20 protein-coding genes are annotated in these 18,108 nt (G+C 63.2%); 11 read left to right on the top strand and 9 right to left on the bottom strand.

Annotation, left to right across the window (positions count from 1 at the left end; genetic code table 11):
- Nucleotides 1–2 precede the first annotated feature (2 nt).
- Nucleotides 3–437 carry a YeeE/YedE family protein gene (locus ACO6VM_RS07400; protein ID WP_422402992.1) on the bottom strand — a complete coding sequence of 145 codons (435 nt, stop codon included), beginning with the start codon at nucleotides 435–437 and terminating at the stop codon, nucleotides 3–5.
- 243 nt (nucleotides 438–680) lie between these two features.
- Here ACO6VM_RS07400 and ACO6VM_RS07395 point away from each other — a divergent pair, with 243 nt between their 5' ends.
- The 3 genes from ACO6VM_RS07395 (at nucleotide 681) to ACO6VM_RS07385 (ending at nucleotide 2,102) form a co-directional block, all read left to right on the top strand.
- Complete coding sequence (locus tag ACO6VM_RS07395) at nucleotides 681–890, top strand: hypothetical protein (RefSeq protein ID WP_422402991.1); 210 nt, start codon at nucleotides 681–683, stop codon at nucleotides 888–890.
- Between the two features lie 3 nt (nucleotides 891–893).
- Nucleotides 894–1,376 carry a type II toxin-antitoxin system YhaV family toxin gene (locus ACO6VM_RS07390; RefSeq protein ID WP_422402990.1) on the top strand — a complete coding sequence of 161 codons (483 nt, stop codon included), beginning with the start codon at nucleotides 894–896 and terminating at the stop codon, nucleotides 1,374–1,376.
- Nucleotides 1,377–1,805: 429 nt separating this feature from the next.
- The gene (locus ACO6VM_RS07385) at nucleotides 1,806–2,102 is read left to right on the top strand and encodes a DUF3077 domain-containing protein (protein WP_125859331.1); all 297 of its coding nucleotides are present in this window, start codon (nucleotides 1,806–1,808) and stop codon (nucleotides 2,100–2,102) included.
- Nucleotides 2,103–2,180: 78 nt separating this feature from the next.
- On the opposite strand, the gene ACO6VM_RS07380 is transcribed toward ACO6VM_RS07385, so the two are convergent.
- Both ACO6VM_RS07380 and ACO6VM_RS07375 read right to left on the bottom strand, forming a co-directional pair.
- A complete protein-coding gene (locus tag ACO6VM_RS07380) occupies nucleotides 2,181–2,951 on the bottom strand; it encodes a hypothetical protein (RefSeq protein WP_422402989.1) in 771 nt (256 codons plus the stop codon).
- 64 nt (nucleotides 2,952–3,015) lie between these two features.
- Nucleotides 3,016–4,293 (bottom strand): bifunctional O-acetylhomoserine aminocarboxypropyltransferase/cysteine synthase, encoded by a 1,278-nt coding sequence (locus ACO6VM_RS07375; RefSeq protein ID WP_422402988.1) that lies wholly within the window; start codon nucleotides 4,291–4,293, stop codon nucleotides 3,016–3,018.
- 220 nt (nucleotides 4,294–4,513) lie between these two features.
- Between ACO6VM_RS07375 and ACO6VM_RS07370 the strand changes: the two genes are divergently transcribed.
- From ACO6VM_RS07370 to ACO6VM_RS07360, 3 genes are all read left to right on the top strand, one after another.
- Nucleotides 4,514–4,996 (top strand): Hcp family type VI secretion system effector, encoded by a 483-nt coding sequence (locus ACO6VM_RS07370; protein ID WP_422402987.1) that lies wholly within the window; start codon nucleotides 4,514–4,516, stop codon nucleotides 4,994–4,996.
- Nucleotides 4,997–5,318: 322 nt separating this feature from the next.
- On the top strand, nucleotides 5,319–5,705 hold the full coding sequence (locus tag ACO6VM_RS07365) for a DUF4225 domain-containing protein (RefSeq protein ID WP_422402986.1): 387 nt from the start codon (nucleotides 5,319–5,321) through the stop codon (nucleotides 5,703–5,705).
- 854 nt (nucleotides 5,706–6,559) lie between these two features.
- Entirely contained in the window at nucleotides 6,560–6,898 is a 339-nt protein-coding gene (locus tag ACO6VM_RS07360) for a hypothetical protein (RefSeq protein ID WP_422402985.1), read from the top strand.
- A gap of 2 nt (nucleotides 6,899–6,900) precedes the next feature.
- On the opposite strand, the gene ACO6VM_RS07355 is transcribed toward ACO6VM_RS07360, so the two are convergent.
- Both ACO6VM_RS07355 and ACO6VM_RS07350 read right to left on the bottom strand, forming a co-directional pair.
- Nucleotides 6,901–7,866 carry an SCO family protein gene (locus ACO6VM_RS07355; protein ID WP_422402984.1) on the bottom strand — a complete coding sequence of 322 codons (966 nt, stop codon included), beginning with the start codon at nucleotides 7,864–7,866 and terminating at the stop codon, nucleotides 6,901–6,903.
- 135 nt (nucleotides 7,867–8,001) lie between these two features.
- Complete coding sequence (locus tag ACO6VM_RS07350) at nucleotides 8,002–11,406, bottom strand: Ig-like domain-containing protein (RefSeq protein WP_422402983.1); 3,405 nt, start codon at nucleotides 11,404–11,406, stop codon at nucleotides 8,002–8,004.
- A 238-nt stretch (nucleotides 11,407–11,644) separates the two neighbouring features.
- Between ACO6VM_RS07350 and ACO6VM_RS07345 the strand changes: the two genes are divergently transcribed.
- Together ACO6VM_RS07345 and ACO6VM_RS07340 are read left to right on the top strand one after the other, a co-directional pair.
- Nucleotides 11,645–12,391, top strand: coding sequence for a sulfite exporter TauE/SafE family protein (locus tag ACO6VM_RS07345; RefSeq protein ID WP_125859325.1), 747 nt, complete (start codon nucleotides 11,645–11,647; stop codon nucleotides 12,389–12,391).
- 116 nt (nucleotides 12,392–12,507) lie between these two features.
- Entirely contained in the window at nucleotides 12,508–13,236 is a 729-nt protein-coding gene (locus ACO6VM_RS07340; RefSeq protein ID WP_422402982.1) for a hypothetical protein, read from the top strand.
- A 10-nt stretch (nucleotides 13,237–13,246) separates the two neighbouring features.
- Here the strand turns inward: ACO6VM_RS07340 and ACO6VM_RS07335 are convergent, their stop codons facing one another.
- Both ACO6VM_RS07335 and ACO6VM_RS07330 read right to left on the bottom strand, forming a co-directional pair.
- A complete protein-coding gene (locus tag ACO6VM_RS07335; protein WP_125859323.1) occupies nucleotides 13,247–13,570 on the bottom strand; it encodes a DUF2790 domain-containing protein in 324 nt (107 codons plus the stop codon).
- Nucleotides 13,571–13,690: 120 nt separating this feature from the next.
- Entirely contained in the window at nucleotides 13,691–14,152 is a 462-nt protein-coding gene (locus ACO6VM_RS07330; RefSeq protein ID WP_422402981.1) for a PaaI family thioesterase, read from the bottom strand.
- Nucleotides 14,153–14,360: 208 nt separating this feature from the next.
- On the opposite strand from ACO6VM_RS07330, the gene ACO6VM_RS07325 reads away from it, so the two are divergent.
- The 3 genes from ACO6VM_RS07325 to ACO6VM_RS07315 all read left to right on the top strand — a co-directional run bounded on the left by ACO6VM_RS07325 (nucleotide 14,361) and on the right by ACO6VM_RS07315 (nucleotide 16,456).
- Nucleotides 14,361–14,606, top strand: a complete 246-nt coding sequence (locus ACO6VM_RS07325) for a type II toxin-antitoxin system prevent-host-death family antitoxin (RefSeq protein WP_125464712.1) — start codon at nucleotides 14,361–14,363, stop codon at nucleotides 14,604–14,606.
- Nucleotides 14,596–14,877, top strand: a complete 282-nt coding sequence (locus tag ACO6VM_RS07320; RefSeq protein WP_422402980.1) for a type II toxin-antitoxin system RelE family toxin — start codon at nucleotides 14,596–14,598, stop codon at nucleotides 14,875–14,877. Before ACO6VM_RS07325 ends, ACO6VM_RS07320 begins: the two co-directional genes overlap by 11 nt.
- A gap of 241 nt (nucleotides 14,878–15,118) precedes the next feature.
- Nucleotides 15,119–16,456, top strand: coding sequence for an OprD family porin (locus tag ACO6VM_RS07315; RefSeq protein WP_422402979.1), 1,338 nt, complete (start codon nucleotides 15,119–15,121; stop codon nucleotides 16,454–16,456).
- Between the two features lie 89 nt (nucleotides 16,457–16,545).
- Here ACO6VM_RS07315 and ACO6VM_RS07310 read toward each other — a convergent pair whose 3' ends face one another.
- Entirely contained in the window at nucleotides 16,546–17,118 is a 573-nt protein-coding gene (locus tag ACO6VM_RS07310) for a ComF family protein (RefSeq protein ID WP_422402978.1), read from the bottom strand.
- 160 nt (nucleotides 17,119–17,278) lie between these two features.
- Entirely contained in the window at nucleotides 17,279–18,094 is an 816-nt protein-coding gene (locus ACO6VM_RS07305; protein WP_422402977.1) for a protein phosphatase 2C domain-containing protein, read from the bottom strand.
- Nucleotides 18,095–18,108 lie beyond the last annotated feature (14 nt).

Here is an 18,108-nt window from a genome sequence, read left to right as displayed (position 1 = left end):
GTTCAAGCCCCCAGCAGATGGCGGATGACAAACACCGTGGCAAACCCGGTCGCCATGAAGCACAAGGTGGCCAGCATCGACCTGGGCGACAACCGGGACACGCCACAGACGCCATGGCCACTGGTGCAACCCGCAGCGTAGCGGGTTCCCATACCGACCAGCAGGCCGGCAATCACCAACGCCGGCCACCCGGAGTGGATTTCGATCTTGGGCAACACGGCAAACAGCCCCCACAGCACCGGCGCGAGCACCAGGCCGAGCAGGAACAACGCCTTCTCGCTGCGGCCCTCACCATCGCCCTGGATCAGGCTGCCAAGCAGGCCACTGATGCCGGCGATACGGCCATTCGCCAGGATGAACAGGCTGGCGGCCAGGCCGATCAAGGCGCCTCCGGCCAATGACGCCCAAGGCGTGAAGTTGACCCAATCGATGTTCATGCTGCAGCTCCCGGCAACAGAGGTTCTGGTCAAAATATAGGCCTGCGCGGGTACAAGAGCCTGTGCCAAAAGGGCTAACCGTTCGCTGCCGAACTCGGGCATCCGCGGGCCGGGATTGTAGTACCGTTCTGAAACCTGTAACGATGGGCTTGCCCAAGGTTCGCATGGCTGCTTCTGCTGTATTATTGCCTTCGTCAGGCCGCACATGCGGTAGCTGTCGCAGGGCGAGAACAGGAGCAAAACATGTCCAAGTCAAGGGTAAAGGTGACTTTCCTGGCCGCCGAGCGCGAAGCGCAGGAGGCCAAAAAAGCCTTTCTTGAGCTTGTGCATGCTGACATATCAGAGCATCCGGAAAGGATCCAGCCCATCCCGTCAGCGTTGCTGAATCGTATGGGTCACCTTCGGGCCAAAGCGCAAGCGAATCGCGAGCGTACCGAGCTGCTTGAAGGTTGAGTGATGCAGCCAGGGATGATTACACTAGTCAACGAATGGGCACTGTTTGGTCATCCGCTTTTTCTCAGCCGCTTTGAAGCATTGATTGTCGAAGCGGAATGTCTGGCAGCCGATGATCCAGACGGATTCCATAACCATCCCTATTACAAGCTTCTGGAAAAAGTCGATGCCTCTATCATGGAGCGCGTACCGGCAGATCCAGGTGCGAAGGCTTACGTTCAAGGCAACACTCTGGGTAAGGACTGTCGGCACTGGCGCAGGGTCAAAGCCGGGCTGCCCAACCGCTATCGCCTTTTCTTCCAGTACCGAGGCGACGTTCCCAAAAGCATCATCTACGCATGGCTGAATGACGAGGCGACCCTACGCAAGGCTGGCGCTCGCACTGATGTCTATACGGTTTTCAAGGCGATGCTCAAGAAAGGCGCAATGCCCGATGCTTTCGCCGACCTTCTCCAGGCTTCTTCCCCAGTACCTGAGTACAACTGATCAGTTCTGAATCTAACTTCAGAGCTGCAGAAGTAAGCAGAAGCTACGTGCAAAACTCACGGCTCGACAGCATTGGCCACAAACCGTTTCCAGGGGGTGGCAAGCGGCTGTGCAAGAGGGCCAATACGCACAGTGATGCAAGCTGATCTCGTAGGTCCTACAGGATTTCTTCTGCTCTTCATGTAGTCCATTTCCTAACAGCCCTTCTTCAGGCCTTAGCCTGTTGAGATAGTGAATCTGCACGACTAGTCTCGCCCTGCTCGTCGTGTTTCACCGTCCGGGGTTGGCCGGGCCTTCAGATCAGCGCACTGCACAAGGATCGTGCGGTGAGGCCCGGAGGCCCCGGAGGGGGAGACGCGGCGGGCTCTTTTTTTCCACTGGGCGGGTGGCCGGTTGCGGCCGTTGCCGTCGTTGACAGGGGGTAAGCGCATGGACAAGGACGAGCAATCGCAGGAGCGGCAGAAACTGAACGTCATCGCACTGGCCCAACGGGGCAAGCAGATGCCAACACGCCACTGGGTGCAGGCCACGCCGGGGCTGCAGACGCGCGAGGTACTGGAAGAGGCTTCAGTCATCCTGGGCTGCGTCACCGGGCTTACCCAGCAGGCACTTGCCAAACCACGCGAGGCGCAGACGCTGATGCGCGCGACCTTCTACCTCAGCGGCCTGGCCAGGGTAATGATCGAGGGGCAGTTGCCATCGATCAAAGAGCAAGGCGACAAATGAGCCTCGACCGTTAAACGACAAAGCCGCTTCCGGAGCACCGGGAGCGGCTTTTTCATGGGCGAAACCGGCGCGAGCAGATCAAGCCCCGCGCCGGCGCAATACCGTCGCCAACGCCACGGTCAGCACAACCGCCACCACCACGGCCAGCCCCATGGTCGCAGCAATGCCGATGCGCTCCAGCAACCCGGCCACGATCAAATAAAACGCAATCACCCCCACCGCGCCAATCGCATTGCCACGCACCATCATCGCCATCCCGGCGCGCCCGCTTTGCACATGGGCAAACACCACCAACGGCCAGGCGATCACCGGGATCGGCGCGAGCATCCCGCTGGCGGCGGGCCCGAGCCAGCTGGCCAGGCTGGTGGTGACCATCAGCAGGCCGGTGGCGGACACCATGCGCAGGGGTATTTCCCAATAACGGTGGCGGGGCTGGGCGAGGCTGTCGGGCCTGGGCTCGCGGCCACTGGCGCGGATCAGCACGGCGATCAGCAGCAGGGCTACGGCTATCGACAGGGGCAGGCCGCCCCAATGGGTGAAGGCGTAGGCCGCCACGCCATAACACAGCAGCGCCAGCGGCACGGCGCCGGCAATGCCGAAGCGACGGGTGATGTACAGGTAGACGGCGTAGGTGGCCTGCACCGCCGCCAGGCCGCCGAGGGCGCCGGGCACCGCGCCCAGGACGAACGCCGTGCCTTGCTCCAGGCACAGGAAGGTCATCACCAGCGCCGAGGTGATCGGCAGGCCGGACAGCAAGCCGCCGAGCAGGCCTCCCCAGCGCCGTGAGGCGAGGGACACGGCCCACATCAGCAGCGGCGTGACGATGAGTTTCAGGTAGAACAGGGTCATTGCCTGGGTATCCGCTGTTGCCAAGGGTGCGCCCGCCGTCGGCATTGGGTGGGGCGCGGGTGAATCAGCCGCGGCTGGCCTCCAGCGCCTGGGCCAGGTCGGCCATGATGTCGTCGCTGTGCTCGATGCCGATCGACAAGCGCACCATGTCCCGTGGCACGCCGGCCTTTTCCAGCTCTTCATCGTTGAGCTGGCGGTGGGTGGTGGAGGCGGGGTGGCAGGCCAGCGACTTGGCGTCACCGATATTCACCAGGCGCACCACCAACTGCAGCGCGTCGATGAAGCGTGCACCTGCGGCCTGGCCGCCCTTGATGCCGAACGACAGGATCGAGGCCGGCTTGCCGCCGGTGTAGCGCTGGGCCAGGTCATGCTCGGGGTGGTCGGGCAGGCCGGCGTATTTCACCCATGCCACTTGCTCGTGCCCTCGCAGGTAGTGGGCAACTTTGAGCGCGTTCTCGGTGTGGCGCTCCATGCGCAGGGCCAGGGTTTCCAGGCCTTGCAGGATCAGGAAGGCGTTGAACGGCGACAGCGCGGCACCGGTGTTGCGCAGCGGCACCACGCGGCAGCGGCCAATGAACGCGGCGGGGCCGAAGGCTTCGGTGTAGGTCACGCCGTGGTAGGAGGCATCGGGGGTGTTGAGCAGGGCGAAGCGTGCCTTGTGCTCGGCCCAGGGGAACTTGCCCGAGTCGATGACGATGCCGCCGATGCTGGTGCCGTGGCCGCCGATGTATTTGGTCAGCGAGTGCACCACGATGTCGGCGCCGTGCTCGAACGGGCGGCACAGGATCGGCGTGGCCACGGTGTTGTCGACGATCAGCGGCACGCCGTGGCGGTGGGCGGCGGCGGCCAGGGCGGCGATGTCGACGATGTTGCCGGCGGGGTTGCCGATGGACTCGCAGAACACTGCCTTGGTGCGTTCGTCGATCAGCGCTTCGAGGGCGGCGATGTCGTCATGGGCGGCGAAGCGGGTGGTGATGCCCATGCGTGGCAGGGTGTGGGCCAGCAGGTTGTAGGTGCCGCCGTACAGCTTGGCCACCGAGACGATGTTGTCGCCGGCCTCGGCGACGGTCTGGATGGCGTAGGTGATGGCGGCCATGCCAGAAGCCACGGCCAGCGCGCCGACCCCGCCTTCGAGGGCGGCCATGCGCTGTTCGAGCACGTCGTTGGTGGGGTTCATGATGCGCGAGTAGATGTTGCCGGCCACCTTCAGGTCGAACAGGTCGGCACCGTGCTGGGTGTCGTCGAAGGCGAACGAGGTGGTCTGGTAGATCGGCACGGCCACGGCCCGAGTGGTCGGGTCGGGGCTGAAGCCCGCGTGGATGGCGAGTGTTTCCAGCTTCATGCAGTCGTTCCTTGAGCGTGGGTGGAAGCGGCTGAGCATGGAGCGCGACGCGTGTGAGGGTCAAGCCGTTTGGCAGGCAGTTTTGCCCAGGAAGTGAGTGCGTGCGTCCAGCATGTCTGACGTACTTGGTAACTTCTCAATGGCGTATTTTCGGACGCGTCCGACATACAGCTGCACCGAGCGCCATTAGATTGCGAGCCTTTTACAGGGAGTTCGTAACATGGCTTATCACGGATATATGTCGATCAAAGGTTCGCTGCAGGGCTTGATCTCGGCGGGCTGCTCCACCCAGGAGTCCATCGGCAACAAATGCCAACTGGGGCATAGGGATGAAATCATGGTCCTGGCCTTCGACCATGGCCTCACCAATGCCGACAACACGCAGCGCGCGCTGCACCGTCCGGTTTACCTCACCAAGTTCGTCGACAAGGCCACCCCGCTTCTGGCCCAGGCGCTGGACACCGGTGAGCGGGTCGAATGCGATATTCAGTTCTTCCGCACCAGCGCCGCGGGCCTTCTGGAAAAGTACTACTCGGTGAGGCTCGGCGGGGCGGTGATCGTCCAGCAGAACGTTGCCATGCCCCACGCCGTCCTGCTCAACGAGCAGGAGCCGCAAGAGTATCTGGCGCTGCGTTATCGGGATATCTCCTGGGTGCACCATGTGGCCGGGACAACCGGGTATGCAACCTGGGGCGAGGAATGAGCGGGCGCAGCGAGCATGACGTGCCGTGGGACGACGACTTCTGGGAGGTCAGCCATGCCGCGGCGCGGCTGACGCAATGTGCCTGCGAAGTTGCCGCGCGGTGCCTGGATGACGGGATGTTGCGGCTGCAGTTTACGCAGGAGATGGCGTATGTCGGGAAGGGCATTGTGGAGGATGTTCGGACGGGGAGGAAAACGCCGGAGCAAGGGCTGGTTCAAATAAGGAAAGAACATGCCGAGTTGGCTGATCAAGTTTTTCAATATTCAAAACTGGTGGCAGGGTTGGCGGCCGGAGTAATACAGGTTGCAGGCGGTGTCGCTGTATGCAAGCTGACCGCAGGGGTTGCGTGCGCTTTGGGAGGGGGGCACTCGTGCAGCATGGGATCAATGCAATTTATGAAAATGGCAAAAATATTTATCAGGGGAGAACCGATACGGTCGGTCCACTTAGAAAGGGTTATCAGGAAGTAGCCAAAGCGCTGGGAGGGAAGGCTTCGCATGGGAATGTCGTGTATGCCGCTACGGATATGGCGTTGTCTGGTTTTGGGTTGACTACGCTCGTTGTTGGTCGAAATGCTTGGAGGCTTTTTAAGTACATCAGGTCTGACATGGTTCCTGCGTACAAAAATTTGGGGGCAGGAGCTATTGGGCTAGAGCTTGGTGTGAACGTCATGAATGGTGAGTTGATCTGGGTGGAGATTAAGAAATAATGATTTCCTGGTTGTTTGGGGGGGGCGTAGTTTTCGGGGTGGTCATTGCGTATACGCTTAGGTTTAGGTGTTCTGGAGCGAATTTCAGGTGGCTGACTTTCTGGTTGTGCGTGGCTTTCAATTTGTTTTTTCAACTTACTATATGAGGATTATGGAGCGATCCCATTTGCTGTTTATTGGTTATATGCCTGGCTTTAGATATGAGAATCCTGCTGTTGGGTGGTGGTGCATTGTTGGTATGTGGATGCACAGCTTTGCATTTCCCGTGCAGTGGGAGCCAAAGAGATGGTTCAGAAAAAAGTGAAGCGCTACTGCGAATTCATGGGTAATGAAGTCGGCACGCTGGATTTTGGTGTATGGGAGAGCTGAGGGGTTGGCCTTCGTATTCATGCTCATTCACCTATACGGCATTGTGGCAAAAAATAATGTTCGCTGTTTTGGGTTGTCCAGAGGTAAGGCTGAATCAACGCGGCTGGGATGATTGGCTGTAATTAGTGAAGCTTGATGAGGGTGATGCAATGTTGTGGTTTTATATTGCTTTTTCTTTTGTGGCACTTGCCGGATCACGGTTTCTAAGGTGCTGCGTAACCAAGCGAGGCGAGGAGGGCGGGAGGCATGGCGCTGTGATTTTCTACAATTTTATCCTGGCTTTCATGCATTGTTCCGTGAGTGCTCTGGATAAATATTTTTATGTATATCAACGCCCTGACAGCATCGAGCGTCATCCCCATGTGTTCTGGTTTGCTTGCGCATTTGCCGTGCTTCATTTCGTTGCACAATTCCGGAAGAATAATGTGAATTGCTTCCGTTGGAAAAGAGACATGGATATTTTGAGGTAACGCCCTGGGGTGCTTATGACTGCCTTGACGTTTTTTCTTGTCGTGTGCTGGAGCCTCTCATCGTCGGTGCTTCTCTGGTTCTTTTTTTCCGGGGTCAATCTGACCGAGGGCAAAGCGGTATTCGGTTCGTTCTACAACATTGGCTTTGCGGTTTTTTACTTCTTCCATGTCTTCCCTGGTGAATATGAACGATTCGGCCTCCCCGTCGAGACCGTACAGGAACACCCCTGGATCGTCTGGCTGTCGATCCCGATGATTCTCTACCACCTTTGGATCATCCCCGGGCTGACACCTTCCCCCATCCGCTTACGCCGTAAATGGGACCCCACCTTCAAGAGCTACGATGACCCCTGACCCTATCGCCCCACCACCCCCTGAACCCGCGTCGTCTCTTCCTCCAGATACGCCAGCAACGCCGCCACCTCGGTCTCCCCCAACCGCATATTGGGCATCGCCAGCTGGTTGTACTGCTGGTACAGCAGCATGGCCAGCGGGTCTTTTTCGGCCAGCATCTGGTCCGGCACCATCAGCCAGCGTTTCAGCCAGGCTTCGTCGCGCTGGCGGGTCACCCCCAGCAGGTCCGGCCCAATCCCACCGGTGGCACCGCGTTCGGCCTCGCCAACGGTGTGGCACGACGAACAGCGGGTGCGGAACAGCTGCTCGCCGGCACTGGGCGGGCGAATGGCCGGCGCCTGGGTGTAGTCGAGGTTCTGCGCGCTGGCGGTCTTCCAGTTGTGCAGGCTGTTGGCCAGGCGGTCGGCGAGGATGTACGGGCTTTCGAAGGGCGAGGCTTTCATCCAGCGGCCGGTGCTCTGGTTGCCGATGATCAGGCTCAGGTTGTGGTCTTTGCTGCGGCCGTTTTCCAGGCCTTCGATATACAGGCCGAGGCTGCGGCGCAGTTGTTCGATGTCGGCGGCTTCGCCGGTGAGCAGGGTCCAGCCGGGGCCGATGGCGAACTTTTCGGCGTAGCGCTTGAGGGTGGTGGGGGTGTCGTTGTAGGGGTCGATGCTGATCGAGTAGAAGAAGATGTCCTGGCCGACGCGTTCGCCCAGCAGCTTCTGCACCTGGCGCAGGCGCGCGGTTTCCACCGGGCAGGAGTCGCCGCAGCCGGTGAAGATGAAGTTGATGGCCACCACCTTGTCCTTGATCAGGTCGTCGAAGAAACGTACCTGTTTGCCGTCCTGGCTAAGCAGGGGGATGTTGGGGAAATAGTTGGCCCCCCAGGGGGTGTCGGGGTCAGCGCTGGCGCGGGTCGGGGGCAGGGCGCAGGGCAGGCTGAGGATGATCAGCAGGGGCAGCAGCAGGCGCCAGGTGCGGGGCATGGTTTTACCCTCTTGGGTGTGTGACAAGGCCTGGGCTCGTGGGAGCGGGCTTGCCCCGCGATGGGCCGAGCCTGGGCAACGCTGTTGCCTGGGCTGGCGTCATCGCGGGGCAAGCCCGCTCCCACGGTTTCTACTTCACTTGATGCTCAGCGGTGCGGTCACGGTCTGCCCCAGCGCCGACTTCACGGTCACCGCCGGTGGCGAGGCCGGGCCGCTGCCGGTGGTGGTCACCGACAGCTTCCAGCGTGCCCCGGTACCACTGGCGGTCAGTGTCGCCAGGCCCAGGTCGAGCGGGCCACTGGTGGTGTTGGTGCTGACGCGGATGCTGTTGCCACTGGCCACGCTGGTGGTGCCGGCGATTTCCCAGGTCCAGCGGCTGTTGCTGCGCAGTTGCACGCTGGCGCTGCTGACCACCACAGTGTCGGCCTGCACGGCGGGCGATACGGCGATGCTCACCGTGGCCGGGGCCAGCGACTCCAGGCCTTTGGCATCACGCGCCAGGTAGGTGAAGCTGGCGGTGAACGGGGTGGCCACCGTGGCCGGCGGGGTGTAGGTCACCTGGGTGCCGTTGCTGCTCACCGCGCCCATGCCCGAGTCGGGCTGGGCCAGGCCGCTGACCGTCAGCGGCAGGTTGCCGTCGGGGTCGGTGTCGTTGGCCAACACGTTGAGCACGATCGGTTTGCCGGCACTGGTGGCGGCGCTGTCGTTCACCGCCACTGGCGGTTTGTTGCCGGGGTCTTCATTGCCACCACCGTCGCCGTCGGCCTTGCGGAAGGTCGGCAGGGCGGCGGAGTTGACGTACTGCACGCCATCCCAGCCGGGCAGCGGCGTGGGCATCAGCTGGAACTGGCCAGGGTGCTCGATGTCCCAGCGCAGCAGCATCGAGGTGTCTTCATGCTGGGTGTTGTGGCAGTGCTCCATGTAGGTGCCAGCGAACTCGCGGAAGCGAATGGCCATTTCCACTTCCTCGGACGAGTCTTTGTCCGGGCCGATGCGGTACACGTCCTTGCGCGCCCACTTCTCCCATTCCGGCGGCGCCTTGCCGTCGCGGCTGAGGATCACGCCTTCCTCGAAGTGCACGTGCACCGGGTGGCTCCAGCCGTTGCCGCCGTTCTTGATCTTCCACACCTCGAGCGTGCCGTCGCCGCTGAAGCCGGCGGCAGTCGCCTCGTTGGCCAGTTGCGGGGCAGCGCTGATACGCCGTGGGTCCATGCTGAAGCCGAAGCCACCGTCGGTCTTGATGGTCCAGGGCGCGCTGTCGGTGCCGTCCGAGCGGCCGAAGATGAACTCGCGGTGGCGCGCGGCCGCAAGCTTGGTCTGGTCGGCGGCGTTGCCGGGGTTGATGGTCAGCGGAATCATCACCAGGCCTTCGGCCTTGCCGGGTTTGGCCGGTTCATACAGGGTGGGGTCCATGCTCACGTCCTGGCCGCTGTAGGGCTGCACCAGCAGTTGCAGGAACTTGCCGACTGCCGGGTCGCCCTTGTCCCATTCCGGGCCGTTGCTGGCCTGCTTGATCACCGCCTTGTACTTCTCCGACAGGATGTCGGCCAGGGCGATGGGCTGTTTCGGGCCCTTGCCGGTGTCGTGCTCCATCAGGTTGACGAAGTACAGCTTGTCGCCGGCCTTGATCCCGTTCTTGGCGAAGTTGACGATGATGTCGTAGCGCTCGGCGATGCCCTGCAGCGGCAGGATGCCGTTGTTGTCCTGGCGGTCGCCGTCGCCGTTGAGGTCCATGCTGCCGTCGAACGGCACCGCGTGTTCCATGATGTTGCCGTCGTTGCCGATCATGTGGAACGGCACGCGGTTGTACGACACATTGGAGCCGCTCGGGCCCTTGAACTCGCCGCTGCTGCCGGCCACCTCACGCACGATTGCGAACTTGAAGTAGCGCGACACCGAGCCGTTGAGGATGCGGAAGCGGTAGCTGCGCGCACGCACTTTCAGCTTTGGCTGGTACTGCCAGTTGACCAGGATCTGGTCACCGAGGAAGCCATCGGTGTTGAACGGGTTGAACCACAGTTGGCCATTGGCATCCCAGGCCTTGTCGGCGACCACCAGGTTGACGTCGTAGTCGCGGTTGCCCCAAGGCATTGCGCTGCCGCTGGGGAAGCGCAGGTTGACGCCGTCCTGCAGGGCTTCGTTGCCGCGGTCGATGGCCGAGTAGTAGTTCATCATCACCGCGTTGCCCTTGTAGACGTTCTGCGCGGTGAAATCGAGCATGTGGTCGTGGAACCAGTGGGTGCTCATGGTTTCGCGCCAGTCGCCGCGGATCTTGATGCTGCCGTTCTCGCAGGTCTTCAGGCCCGGTGAGCTGTCATTGACGTACAGGGTTTCGCCGGGCGAGCAGGGGAAGGCGGCGCGTGGATCCTGGGCGCGGGTGTTGATGGTGTCGTAGCCGGCCAGCTGGATCGGCCAGCGGTAGTCGTAGTACTGGCCGGGGAAGAAGTAGGCGTTGGCGAAGCCGTCGCTTTCCGCTGGCGAGTGGCCGTTGTGTTCGTGGGTGGAGATGGTGTGCAGGCCAAAGCCGTTGTTGGCCGACGGGTCGATCGGCAGCGCGTTGTAGTGGCGCATCAGCACCGGCTGGCCGTAGCGCACCATCAGCAGCTTGATCGGGAAAGTGCCGTCGAAGGTCCACAGCGCCTTGTGGTTCTGCAGCGGCATCTTCGGGTGGAAGCGTGTGTCGATGCCCTTGGTGGTGCCCAGGGTGGTGGGGATATCCGAGGTCTGGTAGTACAGGCCGCCGGGGCCGAACTCGCCCTTGCTGTAGCCGTGCAGCTGCTTGCGGTCACGCAGGCCCTGGTTGATGCGCGCACCGGCCTGCGCGGTCTTGAACGCGGCCTGCGGGTAGAACTCGTTCCAGCGCTGGTGCGACCAGCCCTTTCCTGGTGGACGGCCTTCGGCGGGCGAGCCTACCGAATTGCGGTTGAGGAACATCTCGATCTGCGCCTTCCACGGGTTGCGGTCGAGCACGTTGGCATACTGCGACGGGAACGGCGTCAGCCCAGGTTGGGTGAGGAAGGCTTCCAGGGCGTTGCCGTTGGGGCTGCTGCGGGCAACGATGTTAGGGTCCTGGGCGGGGGCCGGGCCGAGGATGGGGGGCGGGAACGTCAGTTGGTAGGGCGGGGTGGCCGGGTCGAGTTTTTCCGGGCCGAACTCTTCGAGCAGCAGCAGTTGCTGGGTGAACGGCTCGGCGCCGAACAACGGGCTGGGCTTGCCGTTGGTGGGGTACTTGCGCGAGGTCTGCTGCGCTGGCTGCAGCACGTTGTCGGTGGTTACCGTGGAGCGGTCGCCGTAAACCCCATTGGTCAGCTCCAGCGAGCCTTCGTTGGCTTCTGGCATGCTTTTCAGCGCTTCGAGCGCCGCCGCCGCGGCCACTGGGTTGGCGGGTGGGTCGCTGTAGGCGGAAGGGTCGCCGGGCGGTGGCTGGCTGACGTCGTCCAGGGATCCGGCTACCGCGCCCACCAGCCCGAAGCTGAGCAGTAGCGCCGTGACTGAGGACAACCTGAACACCTGTAGGGATGTTGCAGCTGGTTTCTTCATTGCGGTATGCCCCGTGTTGTGCAACGGGCATCTGTTGCCCACCCTCGGGGGTGGCGCCGTGCCCTGTAGGTGGGATGAGCAACGGCTGTGCCAACGGCAATGTGGCCAAGGGCCAGATATTTCAAGATGTTACAAAAGATGCGAACGCGATACGCTCAGGCTTCGCCGCAAACCTGGGGATAGTCACCCACTGATGGGTGGGGAATGCTGCCCCACTGGCCACCTGTACGGAGCATTCATGGACCCGCTGTTACTGATCGCCCTCGGCGCTGTCGTTGCCGGTTTCGTCCAAGGCCTGTCGGGCTTTGCCTTCGGCATGGTGGCCATGTCGTTCTGGGCCTGGGGCCTGGAACCCCAGGCGGCGGCAGTGCTGACCGTGTTCGGCAGCCTCAGCGGCCAGTTGATCGCCGTGTTCAGTGTGCGCCGGGGGTTCAGCTGGGCCCTGCTGTGGCCCTTCGTGCTCGGCGGGCTGGCTGGCATTCCGCTGGGGGTGTGGGTGCTGCCGTACCTGGACATGCTGTGGTTCAAGGCGGTGTTCGGCAGCCTGCTGGTGCTGTGGTGCCCGCTGATGCTGCTGGCGCCGCGCCTGCCCAGGTTGCGCGGCGGGCGCCTGGCCGATGGCGCGGTGGGCATGGTCGGGGGTGTGCTGGGTGGTATCGGCGGTTTCACCGGCACCGTGCCGACACTGTGGTGCACCTTGCGCGGCTTCGAGCGCGACACCCAGCGCGCGGTGATCCAGAACTTCAACCTGTCGATGCTGGCGGTGACCCTGCTCACCTACATCGGCAGCGGGCTGGTGACGGCGGCGCTGCTGCCGTCGTTTGCCGTGGTGGCGCTGGCGATGCTGCTGCCAACCCTGTTCGGCACACGGTTGTACCTGGGCATCAGCGAGCTGGCGTTTCGCCGGATCGTGCTGGGGCTGCTGACCCTGTCGGGCGTGGCGATGCTGGTGGTGGCGGTGCCGGGGTTGCTCAGCAGAGGCTGAGCCGGTCTTGCGACCAAGGGGCCAGCCAAGGCAAAGATGCCTTGCCGCGGCCCCCGCTTCTTGGCACCCTTGCCCGCCATTGCCTGTCGCCAACCCTGCAGTAAAAGGAACCCAAGGTGAGCTGGGAAAAAGTCGGTAAAGCCCTCGCGGGCCTGCTGGTCGTCGCGGTCACCGTCACAGCGCTCTACGCCCTGTTGCGCGATGACGGCCACCTCGAAGCGCGCCTGACCTACGCCCACCTCACCTACCCGGGCCAGTTCAGCGAACGTATCAGCACGGCCAACGCGTTGCTCAAGTACGAGCGCCTGCATGGTCTCGTCCGCGAGATCGGCAACGGCGCGCTCGCCGACCCGCAGGTCGACAAGCTGGTGGAGCTGGCCCAGGCGCCGTACCTGCAGCTGTTCGCCAAACCATTCGAGGCGGGGCTGGTGGACCACCGCACCGGGCTGCTGATCGAACTGTTCAACCACCGCCAGCGCCCGCTGCAGGCCGTGCAGATCCGCCTGCCGGCCAAGGGCCTGGTGCAGATTCGCGACGCCGCTGGCAACGATACCCTGCTGGAGGCGCCCACCAACCTTATCGAAATCCCCAGTATTGAAGCGGCGGGCGAGAGCTGGATATGGGTGTATTTCGACACTGACTACTCGCAGGTCCGTCAGGGCGGTATCAGCATCCGGCATGCCGACGGCAGCGCCGATATCCAGGTATACCGCGAAGTGCTCGGCTTTTCGGCGCTGGTGGCACGCTACAGTGTTGAACTGATGGTGCTGCTGGGCGTGTTGCTGTTGAGTGTGCTGTGGCTGGGCTATCGCAATCTGGTACAACGCGGGCGCGTCAGCGCCTGAGGCCAGCCAGTCATTTGTTGTTGATGCACTGCGACTGCATCACGTAGCGCACGGTGCGCAGGGCGCCCTGGCTGTCCTCGTAAGTCATCAGGCGGGGCACGACGTTGCAGTTGCGCGGGTCGGCTGACTGGCGCACCAGGCGGGCAACGTCCAGGCGCATGCCGTAGCGGTAGTCGACGATCTCCGGCATGGGCTTGGCGCGCTCTGCCGCGTAGGCGGCCACGGCTTGCTGGTGGTCCTCCAGCAGTTGCTCGTTTGCCCGGCTGGTAAAACCAGTGGCCTGGGCCGAGAGGGACAGCGCCAGCAACGCGGCGCTCAGGGTCAGTCGTAGCATGGTGGGCCTCCGAAAGGGGTGAGGTTTCGAAGCCCAGGCTAGCCAGCACCAGCCAACAGGGGCATGACGCCAGGGTTACAGATGCGCAAGGTATGGCCAGGCCCATGCCCGGCAAGGGCGTCACCCCGGCTCGCCGGCACTCTGCAAGACCCCGCCCGGCGGCATGGGGATGACCTTGTAGCAGGCCTTGGCGGTCGCCAGCAGCGTACCGTCCTCGGCGTGCAGCTCACCGCTGGTGTAGTGCAGTTTGCCGGTGCGCCGGGTAACCCTGGCCACGCCGGCCAGGTGGCCCGGCAGGGCCGGGGCCAGCAAGCGGGTTTCCAGCCTGGCACTCAGCGCCACCTCTTCAGGGCCGAGGGCGGCCAGCACCGCAGCGCCCATGCAGTCATCCAGCATGGCCCCGAGCATGCCGCCGTGGATGCACTGCAGCGGCGTGGTCAACGAAGCCGAGGCATGAAAGCGCACCCGGACCTGGCGTTTATCGGGCTCATAGAAGATGAACTCCCAGCCCAGCAGCGAAGACGCATGCGGGCAGGGGTGGTCGCCATTGGCAACCTTCCAGAACAACGTGGCGCTTTGCATGGCGGGCACTCCCTTTGGGCCGGCAGCTGGCATGTTTCGGGAGGGGCTGGCGCGTGTCTACTGGTAGAAATGCCAGGTGACTGAGGGGAGGGACTGCGTCATTGTGGCGGGCCCGAAGCGTCGTTTGCTGATAATGGAAAGCGACCTGTACGACTTGAATGAGCCCTAAATAAAGACCAAAATCTAGCCCTTCATTGAGGGCTTGATCATGCAGAACATCTTCGCCGACATCACCGTCAGCGTCTCGGAATTGAAGAAGAATCCCACGGCTGTCATGGCAGGTGCACAGGGGCAGCCAGTGGCAGTGCTCAATCATAATCGCGTCATGGGCTACATGGTGCCCGCTGAACTCTATGAGGCGATGATGGAGCAACTGGAAGACATCGAGCTGGCGCAACTGGTCAAGGCTCGTGCGCACGAGAAGGGCGTGCCGGTGAAGCTGGATGACCTATAAGCTCGAGTTTCTGCCCTCTGCGTTGAAGGAGTGGGAGAAACTTGGCCATACCGTGCGTGAGCAAGCCAAGAAGAAGCTGCGTGAGCGGCTGGTACTGCCCAGGGTGCAAGCGGACGCGCTGCGCGATTTGCCCAACCACTACAAGATCAAACTCAAGTCCTCAGGTTATCGACTGGTCTATCGGGTAGAGGATCAGCGAGTCGTTGTGCTGGTGGTGGCGGTAGGCAAGCGCGAGCGCGCGGCGGCCTATCGCTCTGCTCTGAAGCGCTGAAGCAAGCCCTCCTGTCCCGCAAGCCTCACCCACCTCAAGTGCCTGTTAACCCAGTATCCCCAATACCGGACGCAAGCGCGCGCATGACGCAATTGTAATCCGCCCATCACCTTGCCGTTATCCACCAGCAGCGAGCATCAGCCTCGGCCGAAGGGGCTGGGTGCACGCGCATCTGGCCAGACCAGGGACGCTCCAGCGCCGAGGCCGTACAACTACAACAGCCGCAGCGAAGGAGCATCGCATGAGAAACGGTCCGACACTTTCCCTGGCCGCCCTGGTGGCAATGGCCGGCCCCACTGCCTGGGCTGGCGACACGCAGCAAGACGGGTTCATCGAAGGCAGCCGCCTGAATGTGCTCAACCGCAACTTCTACTTCAACCGTGACCACCGCGACGGCCCGGCGCCGACCTACAACAGCGGCAAGGACAGCGCCAACGGCTACTCCGAGGCCTGGGCCCACGCCATCATCACCCGCTTCGAGTCCGGCTTCACCGAGGGCACCGTGGGCGTGGGGCTGGATGCCTTCGCGATGCTCGGGCTCAAACTCGACACCGGCGGTGGGCGCAATGGCGGGCGCAGCTCGTTCGATGTGCTGCCAGTGGACCGCGACGGTCAGGCCCGGGACGAGTACAGCAAGGTCGGCGGCGCCGCCAAATTGCGCCTGTACGACACCGTGCTGCGGGTGGGTGATGTGTTCCCGGCCAACCCGGTGGTGGCCGCCGGCGACTCGCGGCTGCTGCCGGAGAGCTTCCGCGGCGTGACCGTGGAAAACACCAGCCTCAAGGGCCTGACCCTGCAGGGCGGGCGCCTGCATGCCATGAGCCAGCCGGTGTCCAGCGACCTGCGCGACAACTTCGTGACCTTCTACGGCGGCCCGGTGGATTCGCCATGGATTGCCTACGGCGGTGGCGACTACGCGATCAACGACTACGTCAGCGTCAGCCTGTTCGGCAGCCGCCTGAAGGATGTGTGGAACCAGTACTACGCCGGCACCAGCGTGACCTGGCCGCTCAGCGACGAGCTGGCGCTGATCGGCGGGTTCAACTTCTACAACGCCAAGGACGAAGGCCGTCAGCGCCTCGGCCAGTTCGACAACGATATCTGGAGCGCCAAGCTCGGCGTGCGCTACGGCGCCCACACCCTGGCGCTGTCCCATCAGCGCAACAACGGCGACGATGATTTCGACTACCTGCGCCAGTCCGATTCGATCTTCCTCGACAACTCCATCCAGTACAGCGACTTCAACTCGCCGAAGGAGCGTTCCTGGATGCTGCGCTACGACCTGAACATGGCCACCTACGGCGTGCCGGGGCTGACCTTCATGACTCGTTACGGGCGTGGCAGCGACGCCGACTACAGCAACGCCAACGCCTTCTACATGCGCCGCGACGGCAACGGCGACCCGCTCACCGACCAGAAGCGCTGGGAGCGCGATATCGAGGTCAAGTACGTGGTGCAGACCGGCGCGGCCAAAGACCTGTCACTGCGGGTGCGCCAGGCCACCACCCGGGCCACGGCGTTCGAGTCTGACCTGGACGAGGTGCGGCTGATCGTCGAGTACCCGCTGTCGATTCTGTAACAACCCGAATTCACCTTTAGAAGCCCACGCGCTCCTTTGGTTACAGGTGAATGTTTTGGCGCCTCCGTGAGGCGCCTTTTTTTGCCTGTTCAGTGCCTGCGCGTCAGAGCAACCAGCGAAATGCTGCGAATGCTGGCGCATTCGCGCAGGGCAGTGCAGGCAGCCTCCAGCGAGGCGCCGGTGTCGACCAGGTCGTCCAGCAGCAACACATCGGCGCCATGGCGCAGGGTGTCGTTGACGATGAAACAGCCGGCCAGTGCCTTGGCCCGCTGCTCATAGTTGGCGAGGTCGGACATCATGGCGGTGTTCCAGGTTTTCAACAAAAGCTGGTCGCTGTAGCTGCTGCCCAACAATACCGCCACCTGCCTGGCCACTTCGTGGACCGGCTGGCAGGGGCGCTGCCTGCTGGCAGGCATGGGGATGACCAGGTCGAAGCGTTGCCCGGCCAATGCGGCGGCCACCGAGCGAGCGAGGAAGGCGACCTGCTGGAAGTCGTCGCGGTACTTGAGCTGGAACAGCGCCTCGCCGATGTCGGTACGCAGGATCTCAAACTGCATGTGGCCCTGTGCGTTCAGGCCGATGGGGGTACTGAGCACGGTGTGCCTGTCGAGGCTGATGGCTTGGTCCCAGGGGCCGTGGGAGAGGAGGGGTTGGATCAGCATTGCGTGCTTCCTTGAACATGAGTCGATGGGGCGGGTGTTTGCCCGCTGCACTTGTAGTTCGCGGAAACATCTTGCGTCCGACTTTGCGCGTAATCGACTTCATGCTTTCCGTTTTGCGTGTAGTCCTTTTCTGGTGGCCTACCGTTCTCTGCGGCTGGCTTCAGCCCACCCTTAACCAGATCGCCGACGCATCGTCACTCATCTTGAAGCGCGGGTAGCGCACGCAGGCGGCGTCGTCCTGCTCGATGCCGCGCAGGGTACGGGCCAGGTCGGCCAGCCCGTGGCTCAGCAGGCGAGTGATGAATGCGGCCGGGTCGTAGGCCCGGTAGGTGTCGAACAGTGCGGCAAAGCCGTCGCTCATCAGCAGCACATCATCGCCCCTGGCCACCGGGGTGCGGCTGTAGCAGGTGCCGGCGCGGGCCTGTTCGGGTTCGACACCCAGCACGGCCCGCGGCCGCTCGCGGGCGGCGCGGCGGTCGGCCAGCACCGCCGGCGTGCGCACACCGTAGGCGCCGGTGCCAGGGCCCAGGGCAGCGGCTTCGGCGCGTTCGGCCTCACGGTCCGGGGCCGGAGTGAGGAAGGCAATGCCTTCGGCGCTACGGTGCAGCACCACGCAGTCGGCCAGGTGCGCGCAGACCAGCTCGTCGCCCTCCAGGGCCACGGCAGCGAAGGCCGCGCGGGGCAGTTCCCACAGCGCCAGCGGCTCGCGCTGGCGGGCTTGCTCGTAGTCCTTGGCCAGGGTGTCGAATACCTGCTCGCAGATACCTTGCAATGGCCCGCAAGCGCCAGCGAAGGTACGCTGCGCCGCGCCCGCCAGCCAGGCCGCACCGCCGCGCTCACCCAGCAGGCCGGCCGGGCCGAGGTCGGTGGCACCGTCGATGACCCAGGCATGGCGCTCGGCGCAGCCGAGACGGTCATCGTTGGGCACATCCGGCTTGCCGGCCAGGCTCAGGGTCTGGATCAGGTCGAAATGCATGGCGGTCTCCGCGT

Source organism: Pseudomonas sp. GZD-209, from assembly GCF_049310485.1.
Lineage (GTDB): Bacteria > Pseudomonadota > Gammaproteobacteria > Pseudomonadales > Pseudomonadaceae > Aquipseudomonas > Aquipseudomonas sichuanensis.
The sequence above is the reverse complement of the archived record's forward strand: the minus strand, read 5'-3'. Positions and strand labels throughout refer to the sequence as shown.

Excerpts from the sequence above, each read along its gene's own strand:
- ACO6VM_RS07400 (WP_422402992.1), bottom strand. The coding sequence starts at position 437 with ATGAACATCGATTGGGTCAACTTCACGCCTTGGGCGTCATTGGCCGGA.
- ACO6VM_RS07395 (WP_422402991.1), top strand. The coding sequence starts at position 681 with ATGTCCAAGTCAAGGGTAAAGGTGACTTTCCTGGCCGCCGAGCGCGAA.
- ACO6VM_RS07390 (WP_422402990.1), top strand. The coding sequence starts at position 894 with ATGCAGCCAGGGATGATTACACTAGTCAACGAATGGGCACTGTTTGGT.
- ACO6VM_RS07385 (WP_125859331.1), top strand. The coding sequence starts at position 1,806 with ATGGACAAGGACGAGCAATCGCAGGAGCGGCAGAAACTGAACGTCATC.
- ACO6VM_RS07380 (WP_422402989.1), bottom strand. The coding sequence starts at position 2,951 with ATGACCCTGTTCTACCTGAAACTCATCGTCACGCCGCTGCTGATGTGG.
- ACO6VM_RS07375 (WP_422402988.1), bottom strand. The coding sequence starts at position 4,293 with ATGAAGCTGGAAACACTCGCCATCCACGCGGGCTTCAGCCCCGACCCG.
- ACO6VM_RS07370 (WP_422402987.1), top strand. The coding sequence starts at position 4,514 with ATGGCTTATCACGGATATATGTCGATCAAAGGTTCGCTGCAGGGCTTG.
- ACO6VM_RS07365 (WP_422402986.1), top strand. The coding sequence starts at position 5,319 with ATGCAAGCTGACCGCAGGGGTTGCGTGCGCTTTGGGAGGGGGGCACTC.
- ACO6VM_RS07360 (WP_422402985.1), top strand. The coding sequence starts at position 6,560 with ATGACTGCCTTGACGTTTTTTCTTGTCGTGTGCTGGAGCCTCTCATCG.
- ACO6VM_RS07355 (WP_422402984.1), bottom strand. The coding sequence starts at position 7,866 with ATGCCCCGCACCTGGCGCCTGCTGCTGCCCCTGCTGATCATCCTCAGC.
- ACO6VM_RS07350 (WP_422402983.1), bottom strand. The coding sequence starts at position 11,406 with ATGAAGAAACCAGCTGCAACATCCCTACAGGTGTTCAGGTTGTCCTCA.
- ACO6VM_RS07345 (WP_125859325.1), top strand. The coding sequence starts at position 11,645 with ATGGACCCGCTGTTACTGATCGCCCTCGGCGCTGTCGTTGCCGGTTTC.
- ACO6VM_RS07335 (WP_125859323.1), bottom strand. The coding sequence starts at position 13,570 with ATGCTACGACTGACCCTGAGCGCCGCGTTGCTGGCGCTGTCCCTCTCG.
- ACO6VM_RS07330 (WP_422402981.1), bottom strand. The coding sequence starts at position 14,152 with ATGCAAAGCGCCACGTTGTTCTGGAAGGTTGCCAATGGCGACCACCCC.
- ACO6VM_RS07325 (WP_125464712.1), top strand. The coding sequence starts at position 14,361 with ATGCAGAACATCTTCGCCGACATCACCGTCAGCGTCTCGGAATTGAAG.
- ACO6VM_RS07320 (WP_422402980.1), top strand. The coding sequence starts at position 14,596 with ATGACCTATAAGCTCGAGTTTCTGCCCTCTGCGTTGAAGGAGTGGGAG.
- ACO6VM_RS07315 (WP_422402979.1), top strand. The coding sequence starts at position 15,119 with ATGAGAAACGGTCCGACACTTTCCCTGGCCGCCCTGGTGGCAATGGCC.
- ACO6VM_RS07310 (WP_422402978.1), bottom strand. The coding sequence starts at position 17,118 with ATGCTGATCCAACCCCTCCTCTCCCACGGCCCCTGGGACCAAGCCATC.
- ACO6VM_RS07305 (WP_422402977.1), bottom strand. The coding sequence starts at position 18,094 with ATGCATTTCGACCTGATCCAGACCCTGAGCCTGGCCGGCAAGCCGGAT.